This is a genomic window from Streptomyces atratus, assembly GCF_040655115.1.
Classification (GTDB): domain Bacteria; phylum Actinomycetota; class Actinomycetes; order Streptomycetales; family Streptomycetaceae; genus Streptomyces; species Streptomyces atratus_D.
Map to the genome: position 1 here is coordinate 142,947 of NZ_JBFAJH010000001.1, position 16,339 is coordinate 159,285.

Here is a 16,339-nt window from a genome sequence, read left to right on the forward strand (position 1 = left end):
CCGTGCCCATGACAGACGAGTCATGGGCAGGCTGGTACCGGGACCGCCAGGGTTCCGACGCCATCCTCCTCACCACCGACGGACAGCTACTCCGCATCCGGATCCGGGGCGTCGATTTCGAGGGCGAGAGCTTCGACGACCTCGGTCCGGTCTCGGGCATGCCGCCGGAGAGCGGCATGTTCGCCCTGGCGGACGGCGCGCTCACCGACTGCGTGCTGGAGTGGGACCTGCCCCTGCCGGTGATCTCGGACGGCGCGGTCCATCAGGCCACTCTCAGTTGTCTGCTGTCGCTGCGTCGCCCGGACGCCGATCTCCATCTGGAGCTGCACTTCGGCGGCGCCGTCTACGGTTCGCGCCGGGCCGAGTGCGACTTCGCCACCGCGCTCGCCACGATCCAGCGCATCCTGCCACCCGGGGTCCGTCTGCAGACCTGCATCGCCTGCGCGTTCTCGGACTACTTCCCGGCGCCCGGCCGGGGACTGTCCGGTGGCCTCGCCTGCTTCCGGGGCGCGAAGGACGCCTACCGGGGGGCGGCGGGCGAGGACGACGTCATCGGTCTGTGGGACCGGCGGACCGGATTCGTCCAGGAGATCTGGAGCTGCCGTGAGTTCGAGGCCCGCCCGGCGGAGGGCGCGGGCACCGGACACCGCGGGGCGTTCCCCCTCGAACACGCCTGACCACTGCCTCGACCGACGACGCGCTCGGCCCCGCACCGGTTGAACCTTCCCGGTGCGGGGCCGAGCGCTTTACTGCCGCCTCATTGTTCTACTAACATGCGAACAAGGAGGTTTTAATGAACCGTAAGAATGTCGGCCGCGCGAGTCTTGTCGCCCTGCCGTTCCTGCTCGCGCTCGTCGTCGACCTGGTCCTGCTGGCCGCGTTCCGGGACCGGCTGCCCGGACAGCTGGCCAGTCACTTCGAGGCCGGCGGGCAGGCGAACGGCCATGCGGGCCGGACGTCGTACGCCCTCGTCGACGTCGTCCTGCTCGTGGTGACCGGTGCCGTGTGGGCCGCCATGGTGGTGAAGGGCAACTTCTCCGGCCGGGCCTACCGCCTGCTGGTCGCCGGCGGATACGCCTTCGCCGGATTCTTCGGCTATCTGATGACCGCCGTGCTGGTCGTGAACCTGGACGCCGGCGAAGGCGCGCCGGACGTGTCGTTCCCGATGTGGCAGCCGGCCGCCGCCCTCGGTGTCGCCGCGCTCGCCGGCGGCCTCGGATTCGTGCTGGCCGCTCTCGGCCCCGTACCGCAGCAGCCGGGCCGCTCCGCGGAGGCCGTGGACGGAGAGCGCATCGTGCTCGCCGACGGGGAGGTCGCCGCATGGGCGCACAGCGCCGACAGTTGGTGGCTGCCGCTTGTCGCACTCGGACTCCTCGTCCTCGGAGTCGTCCTGTTCTTCGTCGGCAGCTGGTCCGCAGCTGTTCCGCTGCTGATCGTCGGCGTGCTGCCGGCGAGCTTCGCCCGGCCGTACGTGAGCGTGGACCGGCGGGGCATCACCGTCTCCGGGATGCTGCCCTGGCCCCGCATCCGGGTGCCGCTCGACCGGATCGAGTCGGCGACCAGCAGGGACATCAACGCCCTCGCGGAGTACGGCGGCTGGGGCTACCGCATCAGGCCCGGACGGACCGGGGTCGTGATCCGCTCCGGCGAGGGGATCGTGGCGAGGCTCGCGGATGGGCGGGACTTCGCGGTGACCGTCGACGACTCCGCGACCGGTGCCGCGCTCCTCAACACCCTGATCGACCGGCACAGGGCGGGGCACTGACCATGCTCTTCCGGGTCGATCCCACCTCCACCGTGCCACTCGGCGACCAGATCGCGGCCTGCGTCCGCCGGGCCGTCGCGGACGGTGCGGTGGTCCCGGGCGAGCGGCTTCCCGCCGCCCGGGTCCTTGCCGAGTCCCTCGGCGTCAACGTCCATACGGTGCTCCGCGGCTACCAGCAGCTCCGCGAGGAAGGGCTGATCGAACTGCGCCGGGGCCGGGGCGCGGTCGTCACCGGTGGCGCCTCGCCGCACCGCGCCCGGCTGATGGAGCACGTACGCGACGTGGTCGCGGACGCACGCGGGCTGGGAATGACGGAGGACGAACTGCTGGCCCTGATCCGTGCCGAACTCGACCACACATGAAGGCCGTTGAAGGGGCTGGGGTCAGCGTAGGCCGTCCCATCCCCAGCGCGGTGTCGGCCCGGGGTCGCCGAGGTCCTCACCGGCCGGGGACGCCGAGACATCGCGTGCGATCTTCGTACCCCGGTCGAAGTACTCCACGACGCGGCGGCGCAGCAGTTCGTCGTCCGGCAGCTCCCTGTCGACCGCCGCCGTCATCAGCTCCATCCAGCGCAGCCGCCGCGGCTCGGTGATCGACAGTCCGAGATGGGTGCGCAAGTGCCTGTGCCTGCCGAGCCTCGCGGTGGAGTCGGCGGGACCGTCGAAGATCTCGGCCAGCCACACGGCCCCGGCCCCGAAGCCGGACCCCGCCACGCCGGGCAGCTTCCTGCCCAACGGGGCCGCCGCCAAGACCGGGCTGCACCCGGCCGGTTCACTGGCCACGCCGATGGCCCGGAGGATGCGCCGGCGCGGTTAGTTTGGCCCCATGGCCGAACTCCTGCTGCACCTCACCGAAGGCCCTCTGTGGGAGGCGGCCCGCGGGATCGGGACGTACGAGACGTCCACCCGCGGCCGCACCCTGCACGAAGAGGGCTTCATCCATTGCTCGTTGCCCCACCAGCTTCCCGGCGTGGCCGAGACGCTGTACGGCGCCGAGACCCCGGCCGACCTGGTGGTGCTCGTCATCGACCCCGCGCGGCTCTCCGTGCCCGTGCGGTACGAGGCGCTTGTGCCCGGCGGCGAAGAGTTTCCGCACATCTACGGCCCCGTCCCGGTGGACGCCGTCGTGGAGGTACGTTCCTGGCCGCGCAAGGAAGGCAGCCCCGCATGAACACCACACCGCCCACCGATGCCCCGATCATCGCGGTCACCGGAGCGAGCGGCGCAGTCGGCGGCCGCGTCGCCCAGCGGCTCGTGCGCGCCGGCGTCCCCGTGCGGCTGCTGGGCCGTGACCCGTCCCGGCTGCCGGACCTGCCCGGCGCGGTCGCCGCTCCACCCGCCTCCTACGGTGACGGGGTGGCCATGCGCCGGGCGCTCGCCGGGGCGCACACCTTGTTCCTCGTCTCCGCGCACGAGAGCCCCGACCGGGTACGCGAACACACCACCGCCGTGGACGCGGCGGTCGCCGCCGGTGTCGAACGCGTCGTGTACGTGTCCTTCCTCGGCGCCGCACCTGACGCCACGTTCACCTTCGCCCGCGACCACTGGCACACCGAAGCGCACATCCGGGTCTCCGAGGTGCGCTCCACCTTCCTCCGCGACAGCTGGTACCTCGCCGGGATCCCGGCGATGACCGGGTCCGACGGGGTGCTGCGCGGCCCGGGCGGCGACGGCCGGGCCGCCGCGGTGGCGCACGAGGACATCGCGGACGCGGCGACGGCCGTCCTGCTGGCCGGCACCGAGAGCGCGGACACCCGCCACGACGGGGTGACGTACGACCTCACCGGACCGGAGGCATTCACCCTCGCCGAAGCAGCCGAGGAACTGAGCCGAGCCACCGGACGGACCATCACCTACCACCCGGAGACCCGGGAGGAGGCATACGCGTCACGGGCGCAGTACGGCGCGGCGGACTGGGAGGTGGCCGGCTGGGTGACGTCCTACGAGGCGATCGCGACCGGCGAGATGGCCACCGTCTCGGACGCCGTACCGCGTCTGACCGGCCGTCCGGCGCAGAACCTGGCCACGTACCTCCGGGAGCATCCGGACAGCTACCGGCACCTGCTCAGGACCGGCTGAACTTCCGGCAGTCCGGCCGGGACGCCGGCCGGACCGGACCGGACCGATCCGATGGGACGGAACGACGGCACATGCGCACAGAAACCGCCTGGGGCCCGTGGGAACCCGCCCCGCTCGCTGAAGTCGCCCGCCGCTTCTCCGCGCTGCACACCCCCTGGTGGATCGCGGGCGGATACGCGGTCGAACTGGCCGTCGGGCACGCCTTCCGGGACCATGCCGACATCGACGTCCTGCTGCTCCGCCGCGACCAGCTGACCGCCCAGCAGGTGCTCGCCGGCTGGGAGTGGTGGGCCGCCGACCCGCCCGGCACCCTGCGCCCGTGGCTGCCCGGCGAGACGCTGCCGCCCCACGTCCACGACATCTGGTGCCGTCCCGGCCCCGGTGAGCCCTGGCGCGTCCAGCTCATGTTCGACGAGGCGGACGACAACGGCCATTGGGTCTTCCGCCGCGACCCCCGCATCCGCCTTCCGCTCGACCGGCTGGGCCGGGTCTCGGGGGACGGCATCCCGTACCTGGTCCTGCAGGTGCAGCTGCTGTACAAGGCGAAGTCCCGGCGTCCCAAGGACGACCAGGACTTCGCGACGGCTCTGCCGGTCCTGAGCGCCGACCAACGCGCCTGGCTGACCGAGACCATCACCCTGGCGCACGGCGCCGACCACCCGTGGGCGGTGAGGCTGCGCAGTCAGTGGTGAGGAACCGCGGTGCAGCCCCCGCCCGGCGCGTACCGCGTCACCTCACGTACTCGCCCGCCCGCGCGGCGGCCGCCGCGGACCCGGCGGCGAGGTCGGCGGCTGCCGCGTCGAGGGGATCGCCCGTGACCAGCAACCGGTAGTAGAGCGGGGCCGAGACCGCGCGGATCACCTCGTCGGGGTCCGTGCCCGCGGGCAGCTCGCCGCGTTCCAGGGCCGCGGTGACGCAGCCCGCCCACTCCTTGATGCGGATCGCGTAGAAGCGGTGCAGGGACTCGGCCGTGCGCGGGTCGCAGGTCGCCGCGGCGATCACCGACCTGAAGAGCGGGCCCTGGCGCGGGTCGGTGAGGGTCTTCACCACGAGCTGCGCATTGGCCCTGAGGTCCTCGAGCAGTGAACCCGTGTCCGTGCGGGGAGAGGACTGCTCGGCCATGTCGTCGAGCAGATCGGCGATGAGACCGGTGGGGGTGGACCAGCGACGGTAGACGGTGGTCTTGCCGACCTCCGCACGGCGGGCGACATCGGCGAGGTCGAGGCCGTCGAAGCCGTGCTCGGCCAGGGCGTCGCCCGCCGCCCGCAGGACGGATTCCCGGACCCGGGCGGTGCGCCCACCGGGCCGGACGGTGCCGGGCTCCACACCCTCGGAAGTCATAACGGGTCTCCAGTTCCATTAGATGGGCTTCCCCTGCTACGGTGACTCCACCTTAACGGAACCATGGAACCGTTAAAACTCCTGCCTGAGGAAGACACCCATGTCCGCACCCAGCACAACCCCGTCATCGACGGCTGAAGCAGACGCCACCATCACCGCCTCCGCACAGCCCGGGATCCGCATGACCCGGCGGCAGAAGCTCGTCCTCACCCTTCTTCTCGGCGCACAGTTCATGATCGCCGTGGATTTCTCGATCCTGAACGTCGCACTGCCGGTCGTCGGCAAGGGGCTCGGCTTCTCCCTCGCCAACCTCCAGTGGATCGCGACCGCCTTCGCGCTCGCCGCCGCCGGCTTCACCCTCCTCCTCGGGCGTGTCGCCGACATCGTCGGGCGCAAGCGGATGTTCCTCGGCGGGATGGCCGTCCTCGGCGCCTCCTCCCTCCTCGGCGGACTCGCCACCTCGCCCGAAGTCCTGCTCTCCGCGCGTGTGCTGCAGGGTCTGGCCACCGCGGCCGTCACCCCGGCCGGGCTCGCCCTGCTGACGACGGCCTTCAAGGAGGGGCCGCTGCGGGAACGCGCCCTCGGTCTCAACGGCGCCCTGATGTCGGCCGGGTTCACCGCAGGGGCCATCCTCGGCGGACTCCTCACCGACCTGCTCTCCTGGCGCTGGGCATTCTTCATCAACGCACCCGTCGCCCTGCTCGTCCTCGTTCTCGCCCCGTCCGTCATCACCGACTCGCGCCCCACCGAGCGGCCCAGGCTCGACATCCCCGGCGCCGTGACCGTCACCGGCGGACTCCTCGCCCTCGTCCACGGACTCACCCAGGCCGGTGAGACCGGCTGGACCGCCCCCACCACCCTGGCGGCGCTCCTCGCGGGCGTCGCCCTTCTCGTCACCTTCTGGTTCGTCGAGAAGCGGGCCGCGACCCCCCTGGTGCCCGTACGGATCCTGAAGCGACGCAGCGTCATCTGGGGCAACGCCGCAGGGCTGATCGCCTTCGTCACCGAGACCTCCCTCGTCTTCCTCCTCACCCTCTACCTGCAAGAAGTCCTCGGCTACTCGCCCCTCGCCACCGGACTCGCCTTCGGGGTCCTGGGCCTGGGCACGGTCATCGGCGGCACCCTCGGCGGCCGCGCCGCAGGCCGATACGGGACCCGGGCCACCATCGTCACCGGCGGTATCGTCCAGGCCGCCGCCACGCTCGCCCTGGTCGCCCTCGGCACATCCGGCGCCTGGATCTGGCTGCTCCTCGCCGCCACCTTCATCGGCGGCATCGGCAACATGCTGATGATCGTCGGCTTCATGGTCACCGCCACCTCCGGTCTCCCCGACACCGAACAGGGCCTGGCCACCGGCCTCGCCACGATGACCCAGCAGGTCGGCATCACCATGGGCATCCCGGTCATGAGCGCCATCGCCGCCGCCCGGATGACCTCGCTCGGCGACACCGGCCCCACCGGCGTCCTGTCCGGAGTCACGGTCGCGATCCTGGTCAACTCCGCACTGGTTCTGACGGGTTCGCTGCTGGCCGGCATGTTCCTGGGAACCCGGGGGCGCGGGGGAGGCGCCGGCCGGTGACCGCCGGGCGGTCCCGCCGAACCGAGGAGCTGCCGGGCCGTCACCCGGCAGCTCCCTGTCCTTCCACAGCGCTGCGGAGGCCGAGGAAATCGGCTCGCGAGGGGCTTCCCGGCCGCTCGTCGATGCCCTGGCATCCAGCGGGAACCGCATCGTGGACCCGAAGATCCGCAACGCGATGAAGACGGACGGCTCGGAGATTCCGGCCGACGTCATCCCCGAGCTGTTCGAACCGTTCAGCGACACCGTGGGCGCTGCCCGCCTCGTGGGGGACTCACTGGAGGACTGTGATCCACAACAAGTTCCGTAAGAATCCGAGCGGGGGTGCCCTCACTGGCGCCCGGTCGTTCGCTTGGCAGGGATAGGGAAGATGTCCGAAGTTGAAGTAACGTCCGCAGGGCTGGCCGAGGTCAGTCCAGCGGGGCGGGCGGTCATCGCTTCGCTCGCTCTGCACAGGGTCTCGCTGTTCCCGATGGAGGGCGGATTCTCCGAGCTTTTTCCCGGTTCGGAGGCATTCTTCCAGCGGGTTGTGGCCGTCTCCAAGGCTCTGGCCTCGGGAGAGCCGGCCACGGACGAACTCGCGGAAGTTCTGGAGGTGTACAACGAGCTCGTCCAGCCCGATGGCGAGCACATCGAGGAACCGGACGGCCCGGGTGCCTGGGGAATGGACGTCCTGGACATCGCAGGTTTCGTCCTCGAAGCGTGGGACGATCCGGATTCCAGCGCCGAAACGGTCGCGGACGCCCTGGATGCGATGCACTCCTTCGCGGACGCCCTGGAGGAGATGATCCCCGTGGTGAGGGACGGCGACGATCCGGCGGACCTCCGCGAACTGGAGATCCAGCGCCAGGTCGACGATGTCGCCGATGTCCGTGCGGTCACTGCCCGGGGCGGCATCGACGCAGCGGCCGTCGACCGCCTCTACACGGCATCGCTGCCGCTCGCGTATGCCTATCGGGAGCGGATCGGCCTGCTTCCGTAGCGTGAGCGGTGAACTGAGGTGGGCCGTGGCGTCATTACGCTCCGGGATGTCCACACAGGACGAGTGGCGCATGACCACTCACTGCCCGCCGGGGCCTGGCCCGAGGGAAAGCCGGAAGACCGGAAAGTCCCGGCGTACGGTCCCCGTCGTCGAGGTCGTCATCGACGCGCTCCTCGCGCATCTCGCCGCACGGCCCTCCAAGGAGTGGCTGTTCACGATGGAGGAGGGCGAGCCCCTCAACTACCGCCGTTGGAAGACCGGATGGAACTGTGTCCGCAAGGTGCTCCAGGCGGCGGAGAACAGGGCGGCCGGGCGCGAGGGCCGCAAGCCCGTCGGGCTGCCGCAGTGACCCACGATCCGCGGCACTTCTACGCCTCCGCGCTCATCGCCGGCGGCGCGAGCGTCAAACAGGTCCAGCTCGTCCTCGGCCACGCGTCCGCCGTCATCACGCTGCGGCGGATCTACGCGCACCTGTGGCCGGGCGAAGAAGACCGCACCCGGTCCGTCATGGACGCCGTGCTCGGCGGCCTGTGGACCGGGTGCGGACAAGATGACCAGGCGACCAAGGAATCGCAGGTCAAACGGCATGATCCAAGATCAGGCCTTCTTGGTCTCCCAGAAGATCTTGTCGATCTCGGCGATGTAGTCCAGCGCCTTCTGGCCCGTCGCCGGGTCCGTGGAGGCCTTCGCGGCCGACAGCGCCTTGAGGGCGTCGTTGACCAGCTGGTGCAGCTCCGGGTACTTCTCGAAGTGCGGGGGCTTGAAGTAGTCGCTCCACAGCACCGAGATGTGGTGCTTCGCGAGCTCGGCGCGCTGCTCCTTGATGACCACCGCGCGGGCCCGGAAGTGCGGGTCCTCGTTGGCCTGGTACTTCTCCTGGACGGCCTTGACGGACTCCGCCTCGATGCGGGCCTGGGCCGGGTCGTACACGCCGCAGGGCAGGTCGCAGTGGGCGCTGACCTTCACCTTGGGGGCAAACAGGCGGGAAAGCATTGAGCTGTCCTTCCTCGTGATCGTCTTCTCAGGTGGGACATTACTCCGTGAGAGACGTCTTTTCGTGGGTGCCCCCATGGGCTTAGGCCAAAAGTCCGGGGTGAGTATGGGGCCAGTGGGCGAATGTACGGAACGGTGTACGGAACGGACCGGGGAGGTGCCGGATTTGCCGGAGGTACCGGAGTTGGCGCAGGAGCCCGTGCGGGGCATGGCGGGGCGGGTGCGGTTCCAGGTGGTGGAGGTGACGGGGCCGTCGATGGTGCCCACGCTCCATCACGGGGACTGGCTGCTCGTGCAGTACGGGGCGCCGGTGCGCCCCGGTGACGTGATCGTTCTGCGCCATCCCTTCCAGCAGGACCTGTTGGTCGTCAAGCGCGCCACCGAGCGCCGGGCGGGCGGCTGGTGGGTGCTGGCCGACAACACGTTCGCGGGCGGGGACAGCACGGACTACGGAACGGTCCCCGAAGAGCTGGTGCTGGCCCGGGTCCGGGCCCGCTTCCGGCCGCTGAGGAAGGATCAGCGTTCGGCCCGCGCGGTGCTGGGCTGGGCGGTCTCCGCACTGCGGCCGGTGTCGGCGGCGCGCTCCGTCTCCAGGCGCTTGCGGGCCCGGTAGGCGGCCACATTGGCGCGGGTGGCGCAGCGGTCCGAGCAGTAGCGGCGGGACCGGTTGGTCGAGGTGTCCAGGTACGCGTTGCGGCAGGGCGCGGCCTCACACAGCCCGAGCCGGTCCACCCCGTACGACGTGAGGTGGAAGGCGAGACCCATCGCCGCGATGGCGGCGTAGCCGGCCGTCGCGTTCGAGGGATGGTCGGCCAGGTGCATGTGCCAGTCCGGTTTTCCGTCCGCGTCACGGGTGTCGTGGCCGGAGATCTGCGGGCTGACCGGGAACTCCAGCAGCAGCGAGTTCAACAGGTCGACGGCGAGCGTCTCGTCGCCGGTGTCGGCCGCCTCGAAAACGGCGCGCAGCCGTGCCCGTACCGACCGGAAGCGGGTCACGTCCGCGTCGGTGGCGCGCCTTGCCGCCTGTCTGTTGGCGCCGAACAGATCGCGGACCGCCTCTACGGAGGTGAGGACGTCCTTGTTGCGGGCCGGCTCCTCCGTGTTGACCAGGCGCACCGCATAGTCCGAGTAATAGGCCAGTTCCACTTGTAGTCCTTATCGTATTGATGCCGTAATGGCCGTGACCCTATCGAGGGTATTACCTAGCGAGAGGTTTCTGTACTCGAAAGGGCGACTGTCCCGACTTGCACCCCTGGCGGGACACTGGGAAAGGCATCGTTGCCGAGTGTTGTCATCGCTTGATTTGTTAGGGGGGCGTAAGGCGTGCGGCCAGCGGAGAAGGTCATCCTCTATGCCAGGGTGAGTCACATCAAACAGGGGCCGTCCGCCATGGTGCTGGACACTCGCTCCACTGATCAGCAGCTCAAGTCCCTGAGAACAGTGTCCAACACCCAACGGTGGTTCGTCATAGCCGAGTTGAAGGATGCCGGCTGCTCAGCCAGCCGGTTCGCAGTCAAGGACCGTCAAGAGTTCATGATGCTCAAGCGCCTCGTCATAGAGGGGCAGGCGACTTTGATCGCCGCCTGGGAGGTGAGCCGATTCGAGCGAGTCACGAGTGACTGGCTCGAACTCATCGACGCCTGCGCCGAGGTCGGCGTGCGCCTCTGGTATTCCGGCAGGATCATCGATCCCCGCGACTCCGACGACCGCTGGACGGCCACTGTCGACGGGGTTGGGGCGGAGATGGAGGCCGGGCTCGTCTCCGACCGGGCGCAGCGGGGTATCAGCGGTGCGGCGGAAGAGGGCCGCCCCCATGGCCGACCGCCGTACGGGCTCAAGAAGGGGGCTCCGGACGGAGGTAACCGGCCTACCTGGATCATTGACGACACGGCTGTGACCGACGCAGGCGATACCCCTGTGATGATTGTCCGCGAGGTAATCACCCGCATGTCTCTGGGCGAGTCCATCAAGCGAATCAAGGACGACCTGGATGGGCGGAAGGTGCCTACGCCCGGCGGCCGGCAGAAGGCCACCGGCGAGTGGAGCAGGCAAACCATCCGTGACATGGCTTTCAACGTCGGGTACATCGGACGTGTCGAGCGGAAGATCAGCTACGAGCTTCCGCGCGGAGAAACACAGACAGTCACGGCGAGGGCTCGTTGGCCCCGTCTCATCGACGACGAGACGTTCTACGCGGCGCGCGCACGCCTGCTCTCTCGGCAGACGGGGCGCGTGGCGGCGGTCAAGTATGTGCTCGCTCGATTCGCCAGGTGTGGCGTGTGCGGTGAGCCTGTGAGGGGGGCGCGAAACGTACACAGGAAGCGCGGAGACTACGCGCAAGAGGTCTATGTCTGCCACAGCCACCACGTGTCCCGTTCGGTGTGGCAACTCGAAAAGTACGTCACCATGTTGTTGTTCCTCCGGCTGGCCCGGCCGGACCTTGCCGAACTCCTGGCTCGTGGTGGCACTGACATACGGGAGGCCATTGCCGAACGGGATCGGGCGGAGTCCAAGATTGAGGAGTGGCGGCGCGCGGCGGAGGACGGGCAGATCGGACCTGGGGAGTACAACCGCTTCACGAGGAAGTGGAGCGACCAGAGGGTGCAAGCAGAGCGTGTGATCGCGAATGCCACACCGTCGACCGAGTACGCGGTGCTGCTAGATCCGGAGCTCACCCGCACATGGCCTGAGCTCGGAATTGAACGCCGACGCGCCATCTTGAGGACCGTCTTCTCAAGCATTGTCATTGAGCCGCAGACGAAGAACCGGTTTGACCCACGCCATGTTTCGGTGCAGTGGCAGGGCTCGGACAAGCTGCTGCGCGGCGATGAGGTCGACACGAGTGCTTGTGTCTGGACGCCGGAACTCCGGGACATCTGCAACGTGCAGTGGACGAGGGAACAACGGGAGAAGGTCGGCTGGTTGGAGCCGCGCTATGCCTGGGCAGCGGGCTGGCTGGATATCGCGCTCATCACTGCCTGGGACGGCTTGCGATGAAGTAAGGGGTTGTGCTCGCCATCGCTTCGGATGCGGTGGTACTCGCTGCGAAACAGGTGCGGGGGATGAGGATGGGCGGTACGGACTCCGGTCCGTACCGCCCCGAGCTTTTTCCGCCCCTGCTGCAACCCGCCGCGCACCCCGGCGCACTGGAAGGGTGAGACGGTCCGCACCCGCGGACCCGGGAGGGGGCGCCGACGATGCGGAGCGATGACGATGCCGCGCTGCACGCCTTCGTCGAGGGCAGACGTACGGCACTGTTCCGCAGCGCCTATCTGCTCTGCGGCGACCGGCACGAGGCCGAGGACCTGGTCCAGTCGACCCTCGTGAAGGTCGTGCTCGGCGGGCGGCGGCACGGGCGGCTGGACAACATCGAGGCGTACGCGCGCAAGACGCTGGTCAACACCTTCATCGCCGCCCGCCGCCGGTTCTGGCGGCGCGAGCAGGCGTACGGCGAACTGCCCGACCGCGCGGGCCGGTCGCCCGACACGGACACCGGCCTTGCGGTACGGGCGGCACTCGCCCGGCTCACGGCCAAGCAGCGGACTGTCCTGGTGCTGCGGTACTGGGAGGACCTGAGCGTCGAGGCCACGGCCGACATGCTCGGGATGCGGGAGAACACGGTCAAGAGCCACGCGGCTCGGGGGTTGGCGGCGCTGCGCGCCGAGATGGCGGAGGAATACGTATGAGCGACGTCAGGGAGCTGCTGGGGCGGGCCGCCGAGCACGCGGGGCAGCCGGTCATCAGCACCGAAGGGGTGTACGCGAAGGCCGCCCGGGTACGGTGGCGGCGCCGGGCCACGGTCGCGGCGGCCGCGTTCGCCGTGGTCACGGCCGGAGCGGTCGCGGTCCCGGGACTGACGGCGCAGCCGAAGGAGGAGCAGGCCTCGGTGGCGGCGCCCGCCGAACCGGCCGGTAACAGCGGCCGGGCGAAGAAGCTCGTCGAGCTGCTGCCCAAGGGCGTGGGCTCGGTCGAGCAGGTCTCGCTCGCCGTGATCATCAAGCACGCGACCCCGCAGCAGGCCAAGGAGCACCCGGTGGGGCCGCTGGACGGGCAGTACGCCGTCCGCAGGGACGGAGGCGTCGGCTACCTCGTCATCGGTGCCATGAACGGCAAGCAGGTCGGCCAGAAGTTCGGCGGACTCGATCCCGCTGCGAACCTCTGCAAGCCGACCAACGGGGAGCGGCGCCCGGCCGACTGCGTACGCGAGGAACTGCCGGACGGCCGGGTGCTGACCATCTGGAGCGACTCGATGGACTACGGCGACGGTACGCCGAAGTGGGGCTTCGAACTCGTCGGCCGGCTCACCATGAAGGACGGCGGGATGCTGGCCGTCCGGGACAGCACCGGCTTCAGGGCCGACACCTCGCAGGGGCCGCTGCTCAAGAACACCCCGCTCACGCGCGCCCAGCTGCGCACGCTGATGCTGAGCCCGGAGCTGCTGCCGAAGAAGTAGCCCGGCGGGGGATACGGGGATACGGGAGAGGGCGGTACGGACCGGAGTCCGCACCGCCCTCGTGTCACTCCCGTACCGCTACAGCACCTTCGACAGGAACGACTTCGTCCGGTCGTGCTGCGGGTTCGTCAGTACGTCGCGCGGGTGGCCCGACTCGACCACCACCCCGTCGTCCATGAAGACCAGCGCATCGCCGACCTCCCGGGCGAATCCCATCTCGTGGGTCACGACGACCATCGTCATGCCGTCCTCCGCGAGCCCGCGCATGACGTCCAGGACGTCGCCCACCAGCTCCGGGTCGAGCGCCGAGGTCGGCTCGTCGAAGAGCATCAGCTTCGGCTCCATGGCCAGTGCGCGGGCGATCGCCACCCGCTGCTGCTGGCCGCCGGAGAGCTGCGACGGATAGTTCTTCGCCTTGTCGGCCAGGCCGACCCGGTCCAGCAACCGCTCCGCCCGGGCCCGGGCGACGGCCTTCGCCTCGCCCTTGACCTGAATCGGCGCCTCCATGACGTTCTCGATGGCCGTCATGTGCGGGAAGAGATTGAAGCGCTGGAAGACCATGCCGATGTCCCGGCGCTTCAGGGCGACCTCGCTGTCCTTGAGCTCGTAGAGCTTGTCGCCCTTCTGGCGGTAACCCACCAGCTCGCCGTCGACATAGAGCCGGCCGGCGTTGATCTGCTCCAGGTGGTTGATGCACCGCAGGAACGTCGACTTGCCGGAACCGGACGGGCCGATCAGACAGAAGACCTCACGCGGGGCGACCTCCAGGTCGATGCCCTTGAGGATGTGCGCGGCGCCGAAGGACTTGTGGACGCCCTCGGCTTTCACCATGGCGGTCATGCCATGCCTCCTTTCGGGCGGCCCAGGGACAGCAGGTTGACCCTGATCTTCTGCAGCGGGGTGGGCGGCAGGCTGCGGCTCGACCCGCGTGCGTAGTACCGCTCCAGGTAGAACTGGCCGACGCTCAGCACCGAGGTCATGATCAAGTACCAGGCCGCGGCCAGGAAGTACATTTCGACCGGGGCTCCGGACGACTGCCCGATGTCCTGGGCGTACTTGAACAGCTCGTAGAACTGCACGGCCGCCACCAGCGAGGTCGTCTTGAGCATGTTGATGACCTCGTTGCCCGTCGGCGGCACGATCACCCGCATCGCCTGCGGGATCACGACGCGCCACAGGGTCTTGCCGTGGCTCATGCCGAGCGCGTGCGACGCCTCCGTCTGGCCCTCGTCGACCGAGAGCAGACCCGCACGGCAGATCTCCGCCATGTAGGCGGCCTCGTTGAGGCCCAGGCCGAGCAGCGCCGTCAGCAGCGGCGTCATGAAGCTCGACCAGTAGTCCTTGTAGATCGGTCCGAGGTTGATGTACTCGAAGACCAGACCCAGGTTGAACCAGACGAACAGCTGGACCAGGACCGGGGTGCCGCGGAAGAACCAGATGTAGAACCAGGCGATAGACGAGGTCACCGGGTTCTTCGACAGCCGCATGACGGCCAGCAGAACGCCGCCGACGATGCCGATCACCATCGACAGGGCGGTCAGCAGCAGGGTCTTGCCGACGCCCGTGATGATGCGGTCGTCGAAGAAGTAATCGGGGACCGCCCCCCAGTTGATCTTGCCCTGGCTGAAGGCGTAGATGATCGCGACGAGTGCGGCGATGGCGATGACGGCCGAGACGTACCGGCCGTAGTGCCGGACCGGAATGGCCCTGATCGCCTCAGGTCCGGCCGACGGGGTGGGGGGTATGGGCGGCTGGTCGGCCGGGCCCCTCTTCTCGATGTCAGTCACAGGAAAAGCCTTTCAGCGCCGGAGCCGGTTCAGGATCCGCCGTTCAGCTTGGCCTCGGTGACCGCGCCCGCCTCGACGCCCCACTTGGCGATGATCTTCCCGTACTCGCCGCTCTTGATGATTGCGTCCAGGGCCGCCTGAATGGCCTTGGTCAGCTGATCGTTGCCCTTGGCGACGGCGATGCCGTACGGGGCGGCCTCGACCTGCTCGCCGACGATCTGGAAGTCCTTGCCGCCACCCGAGGTCTTCACCGCGTACGCGGCCACCGGGAAGTCGGAGGAGCCGGCGTCGGCGCCACCGCTGCGCAGCCGGGTCTGGGCCTCCAGGTCGTTGTCGAACGTCTCGATGGCGATCTTCTTGCCGCCCGTACACTTCTTCGACTCCGCCTTGGCGAGGTCGTGCGAGACGGTGCCGCGCTGGACGGCGATCTTCTTGCCGCAGAGGTCCGCCCAGGTCTTGATGCCCTGGTCGTCGCCCTTCCTGGTGTAGACCGAGACACCGGCGGTGAAGTAGTCGACGAAGTCGACGCCCTCGCCGACCTTCTTCTTCGTCTCGGAGTCGACGCCCTCCTGGCGGTCCTTCGTATCGGTCATCGCCGACATCGCCAGGTCGTAGCGCTTGGAGCGCAGGCCCGTGATCAGCGTGTCGAACGTGCCGTTCTCGAACTGGAACGTCACGCCGAGCTCCTTGCCGAGCGCGGCGCCGAGGTCGGGGTCGATGCCGACCGTCTTGCCGGACTTGTCCTTGAACTCGACCGGCGGGTACGCGATGTCCGAGCCGACGTTGATGACACCCTTGGCCTTGATGTCCTGCGGCAGGAGGTCGGCGGGGGAGGACGCCCCGGAGGAGCTCTTCGTCGATTCGGACGCCGCCGTTCCGCCCTTGGTCTGGTCGCCGCAGGCGGTCAGCAGCATGGTGCCGGCGACCGCGATGGCGCAGACCGCTGCAATCCGGGACTTTGCGGTCGTACGACGGGTGGTGCGTGCGGTCATGGTCGGGTTCCTCCGGCAGGTGAAGGTGGAATTGCCAGGCGGTATGGCACACATCGTCGGATGTCGCCGCCTCATGTGGTTACGGCATCTTGCCATTCGGACTAGCCCAAACAGGGGGCCAGGCATGTCAAAATCGGGTAACGGGCGATCCCCGAACCTCAACGGGCCGGTACATCAAGGCCGGACCTTCTATGGGGTTTTCTTCTTCCGGCCGGAGAATGTTCGGTGCGTCTCGACTGGTGGACCCATATTTGATTGATCAGCCGACTTGTCCAGATATTCGACTATGAGGCACGTCACCGCGTCGGTATGGACTCGTCCGGGATGCGGTCTGTCCGGTAAGAAAGACCTTTACACCCCTCATCCGGGGCT

General features: G+C 69.0%; 21 protein-coding genes. 14 read left to right on the top strand and 7 right to left on the bottom strand.

The window, feature by feature from the left end:
* The first annotated feature begins 8 nt into the window (after positions 1–8).
* The 3 genes from AB0I23_RS00680 (at position 9) to AB0I23_RS00690 (ending at position 2,127) form a co-directional block, all read left to right on the top strand.
* On the top strand, positions 9–677 hold the full coding sequence (locus tag AB0I23_RS00680; protein ID WP_359105447.1) for a DUF6304 family protein: 669 nt from the start codon (positions 9–11) through the stop codon (positions 675–677).
* A 116-nt stretch (positions 678–793) separates the two neighbouring features.
* Positions 794–1,765 (top strand): DUF1648 domain-containing protein, encoded by a 972-nt coding sequence (locus AB0I23_RS00685; protein ID WP_359105449.1) that lies wholly within the window; start codon positions 794–796, stop codon positions 1,763–1,765.
* Positions 1,766–1,767: 2 nt separating this feature from the next.
* Entirely contained in the window at positions 1,768–2,127 is a 360-nt protein-coding gene (locus tag AB0I23_RS00690) for a GntR family transcriptional regulator (RefSeq protein WP_359105452.1), read from the top strand.
* 21 nt (positions 2,128–2,148) lie between these two features.
* On the opposite strand, the gene AB0I23_RS00695 is transcribed toward AB0I23_RS00690, so the two are convergent.
* Positions 2,149–2,478, bottom strand: a complete 330-nt coding sequence (locus AB0I23_RS00695; RefSeq protein ID WP_359105454.1) for a hypothetical protein — start codon at positions 2,476–2,478, stop codon at positions 2,149–2,151.
* A gap of 112 nt (positions 2,479–2,590) precedes the next feature.
* Here AB0I23_RS00695 and AB0I23_RS00700 point away from each other — a divergent pair, with 112 nt between their 5' ends.
* The 3 genes from AB0I23_RS00700 (at position 2,591) to AB0I23_RS00710 (ending at position 4,535) form a co-directional block, all read left to right on the top strand.
* Positions 2,591–2,935, top strand: coding sequence for a DUF952 domain-containing protein (locus AB0I23_RS00700; RefSeq protein WP_359105457.1), 345 nt, complete (start codon positions 2,591–2,593; stop codon positions 2,933–2,935).
* A complete protein-coding gene (locus tag AB0I23_RS00705) occupies positions 2,932–3,843 on the top strand; it encodes an NAD(P)H-binding protein (RefSeq protein WP_359105460.1) in 912 nt (303 codons plus the stop codon). The genes AB0I23_RS00700 and AB0I23_RS00705 overlap by 4 nt, the downstream gene beginning before the upstream one ends.
* 71 nt (positions 3,844–3,914) lie before the next feature.
* Positions 3,915–4,535, top strand: coding sequence for a nucleotidyltransferase domain-containing protein (locus tag AB0I23_RS00710; RefSeq protein ID WP_359105462.1), 621 nt, complete (start codon positions 3,915–3,917; stop codon positions 4,533–4,535).
* Positions 4,536–4,572: 37 nt separating this feature from the next.
* On the opposite strand, the gene AB0I23_RS00715 is transcribed toward AB0I23_RS00710, so the two are convergent.
* On the bottom strand, positions 4,573–5,184 hold the full coding sequence (locus AB0I23_RS00715) for a TetR/AcrR family transcriptional regulator (protein WP_359105465.1): 612 nt from the start codon (positions 5,182–5,184) through the stop codon (positions 4,573–4,575).
* 100 nt (positions 5,185–5,284) lie between these two features.
* On the opposite strand from AB0I23_RS00715, the gene AB0I23_RS00720 reads away from it, so the two are divergent.
* From AB0I23_RS00720 to AB0I23_RS41575, 4 genes are all read left to right on the top strand, one after another.
* Positions 5,285–6,763, top strand: a complete 1,479-nt coding sequence (locus AB0I23_RS00720; RefSeq protein ID WP_359105468.1) for an MFS transporter — start codon at positions 5,285–5,287, stop codon at positions 6,761–6,763.
* A 151-nt stretch (positions 6,764–6,914) separates the two neighbouring features.
* Positions 6,915–7,070 carry a hypothetical protein gene (locus AB0I23_RS00725; protein ID WP_359105471.1) on the top strand — a complete coding sequence of 52 codons (156 nt, stop codon included), beginning with the start codon at positions 6,915–6,917 and terminating at the stop codon, positions 7,068–7,070.
* 60 nt (positions 7,071–7,130) lie between these two features.
* Positions 7,131–7,742: a hypothetical protein gene (locus AB0I23_RS00730; RefSeq protein ID WP_359105474.1), complete on the top strand. Its 612-nt coding sequence runs from the start codon at positions 7,131–7,133 to the stop codon at positions 7,740–7,742.
* Positions 7,743–7,812: 70 nt separating this feature from the next.
* Positions 7,813–8,091: a hypothetical protein gene (locus AB0I23_RS41575; RefSeq protein ID WP_436846853.1), complete on the top strand. Its 279-nt coding sequence runs from the start codon at positions 7,813–7,815 to the stop codon at positions 8,089–8,091.
* 248 nt (positions 8,092–8,339) lie between these two features.
* Here the strand turns inward: AB0I23_RS41575 and sodN are convergent, their stop codons facing one another.
* Positions 8,340–8,735, bottom strand: a complete 396-nt coding sequence (sodN, locus tag AB0I23_RS00740) for a superoxide dismutase, Ni (protein WP_266981604.1) — start codon at positions 8,733–8,735, stop codon at positions 8,340–8,342.
* Between the two features lie 208 nt (positions 8,736–8,943).
* Here sodN and sodX point away from each other — a divergent pair, with 208 nt between their 5' ends.
* Positions 8,944–9,348, top strand: a complete 405-nt coding sequence (sodX, locus tag AB0I23_RS00745; protein WP_359106222.1) for a nickel-type superoxide dismutase maturation protease — start codon at positions 8,944–8,946, stop codon at positions 9,346–9,348.
* On the opposite strand, the gene AB0I23_RS00750 is transcribed toward sodX, so the two are convergent.
* The gene (locus AB0I23_RS00750; RefSeq protein WP_359105477.1) at positions 9,252–9,881 is read right to left on the bottom strand and encodes a CGNR zinc finger domain-containing protein; all 630 of its coding nucleotides are present in this window, start codon (positions 9,879–9,881) and stop codon (positions 9,252–9,254) included. The genes sodX and AB0I23_RS00750 overlap by 97 nt on opposite strands.
* A 177-nt stretch (positions 9,882–10,058) precedes the next feature.
* Here AB0I23_RS00750 and AB0I23_RS00755 point away from each other — a divergent pair, with 177 nt between their 5' ends.
* The 3 genes from AB0I23_RS00755 (at position 10,059) to AB0I23_RS00765 (ending at position 13,188) form a co-directional block, all read left to right on the top strand.
* Positions 10,059–11,732, top strand: coding sequence for a recombinase family protein (locus AB0I23_RS00755; protein ID WP_359105479.1), 1,674 nt, complete (start codon positions 10,059–10,061; stop codon positions 11,730–11,732).
* A 200-nt stretch (positions 11,733–11,932) separates the two neighbouring features.
* The gene (locus AB0I23_RS00760; RefSeq protein WP_359105482.1) at positions 11,933–12,421 is read left to right on the top strand and encodes a SigE family RNA polymerase sigma factor; all 489 of its coding nucleotides are present in this window, start codon (positions 11,933–11,935) and stop codon (positions 12,419–12,421) included.
* Positions 12,418–13,188, top strand: a complete 771-nt coding sequence (locus AB0I23_RS00765; RefSeq protein WP_359105485.1) for a hypothetical protein — start codon at positions 12,418–12,420, stop codon at positions 13,186–13,188. Before AB0I23_RS00760 ends, AB0I23_RS00765 begins: the two co-directional genes overlap by 4 nt.
* 78 nt (positions 13,189–13,266) lie before the next feature.
* Here AB0I23_RS00765 and AB0I23_RS00770 read toward each other — a convergent pair whose 3' ends face one another.
* The 3 genes from AB0I23_RS00770 to AB0I23_RS00780 are packed head-to-tail and all read right to left on the bottom strand — an operon-like array spanning position 13,267 to position 15,967.
* On the bottom strand, positions 13,267–14,028 hold the full coding sequence (locus AB0I23_RS00770; protein ID WP_359105487.1) for an amino acid ABC transporter ATP-binding protein: 762 nt from the start codon (positions 14,026–14,028) through the stop codon (positions 13,267–13,269).
* Complete coding sequence (locus tag AB0I23_RS00775; protein WP_359105490.1) at positions 14,025–14,975, bottom strand: amino acid ABC transporter permease; 951 nt, start codon at positions 14,973–14,975, stop codon at positions 14,025–14,027. The genes AB0I23_RS00770 and AB0I23_RS00775 overlap by 4 nt, the downstream gene beginning before the upstream one ends.
* 29 nt (positions 14,976–15,004) lie before the next feature.
* Positions 15,005–15,967: an ABC transporter substrate-binding protein gene (locus AB0I23_RS00780; protein ID WP_359105492.1), complete on the bottom strand. Its 963-nt coding sequence runs from the start codon at positions 15,965–15,967 to the stop codon at positions 15,005–15,007.
* Between the last annotated feature and the right edge of the window lie 372 nt (positions 15,968–16,339).

What these genes read in the sequence shown, in the direction of transcription:
- AB0I23_RS00685 (WP_359105449.1), top strand. Translation starts at nt 794, where the DNA reads ATGAACCGTAAGAATGTCGGCCGCGCGAGTCTTGTCGCCCTGCCGTTC.
- AB0I23_RS00765 (WP_359105485.1), top strand. Translation starts at nt 12,418, where the DNA reads ATGAGCGACGTCAGGGAGCTGCTGGGGCGGGCCGCCGAGCACGCGGGG.
- AB0I23_RS00720 (WP_359105468.1), top strand. Translation starts at nt 5,285, where the DNA reads ATGTCCGCACCCAGCACAACCCCGTCATCGACGGCTGAAGCAGACGCC.
- AB0I23_RS00780 (WP_359105492.1), bottom strand. Translation starts at nt 15,967, where the DNA reads ATGACCGCACGCACCACCCGTCGTACGACCGCAAAGTCCCGGATTGCA.
- AB0I23_RS00680 (WP_359105447.1), top strand. Translation starts at nt 9, where the DNA reads ATGACAGACGAGTCATGGGCAGGCTGGTACCGGGACCGCCAGGGTTCC.
- AB0I23_RS00715 (WP_359105465.1), bottom strand. Translation starts at nt 5,184, where the DNA reads ATGACTTCCGAGGGTGTGGAGCCCGGCACCGTCCGGCCCGGTGGGCGC.
- AB0I23_RS00710 (WP_359105462.1), top strand. Translation starts at nt 3,915, where the DNA reads ATGCGCACAGAAACCGCCTGGGGCCCGTGGGAACCCGCCCCGCTCGCT.
- sodN (WP_266981604.1), bottom strand. Translation starts at nt 8,735, where the DNA reads ATGCTTTCCCGCCTGTTTGCCCCCAAGGTGAAGGTCAGCGCCCACTGC.
- AB0I23_RS00690 (WP_359105452.1), top strand. Translation starts at nt 1,768, where the DNA reads ATGCTCTTCCGGGTCGATCCCACCTCCACCGTGCCACTCGGCGACCAG.
- AB0I23_RS00705 (WP_359105460.1), top strand. Translation starts at nt 2,932, where the DNA reads ATGAACACCACACCGCCCACCGATGCCCCGATCATCGCGGTCACCGGA.
- AB0I23_RS00700 (WP_359105457.1), top strand. Translation starts at nt 2,591, where the DNA reads ATGGCCGAACTCCTGCTGCACCTCACCGAAGGCCCTCTGTGGGAGGCG.
- sodX (WP_359106222.1), top strand. Translation starts at nt 8,944, where the DNA reads ATGGCGGGGCGGGTGCGGTTCCAGGTGGTGGAGGTGACGGGGCCGTCG.
- AB0I23_RS00760 (WP_359105482.1), top strand. Translation starts at nt 11,933, where the DNA reads ATGCGGAGCGATGACGATGCCGCGCTGCACGCCTTCGTCGAGGGCAGA.
- AB0I23_RS00730 (WP_359105474.1), top strand. Translation starts at nt 7,131, where the DNA reads ATGTCCGAAGTTGAAGTAACGTCCGCAGGGCTGGCCGAGGTCAGTCCA.
- AB0I23_RS41575 (WP_436846853.1), top strand. Translation starts at nt 7,813, where the DNA reads ATGACCACTCACTGCCCGCCGGGGCCTGGCCCGAGGGAAAGCCGGAAG.
- AB0I23_RS00770 (WP_359105487.1), bottom strand. Translation starts at nt 14,028, where the DNA reads ATGACCGCCATGGTGAAAGCCGAGGGCGTCCACAAGTCCTTCGGCGCC.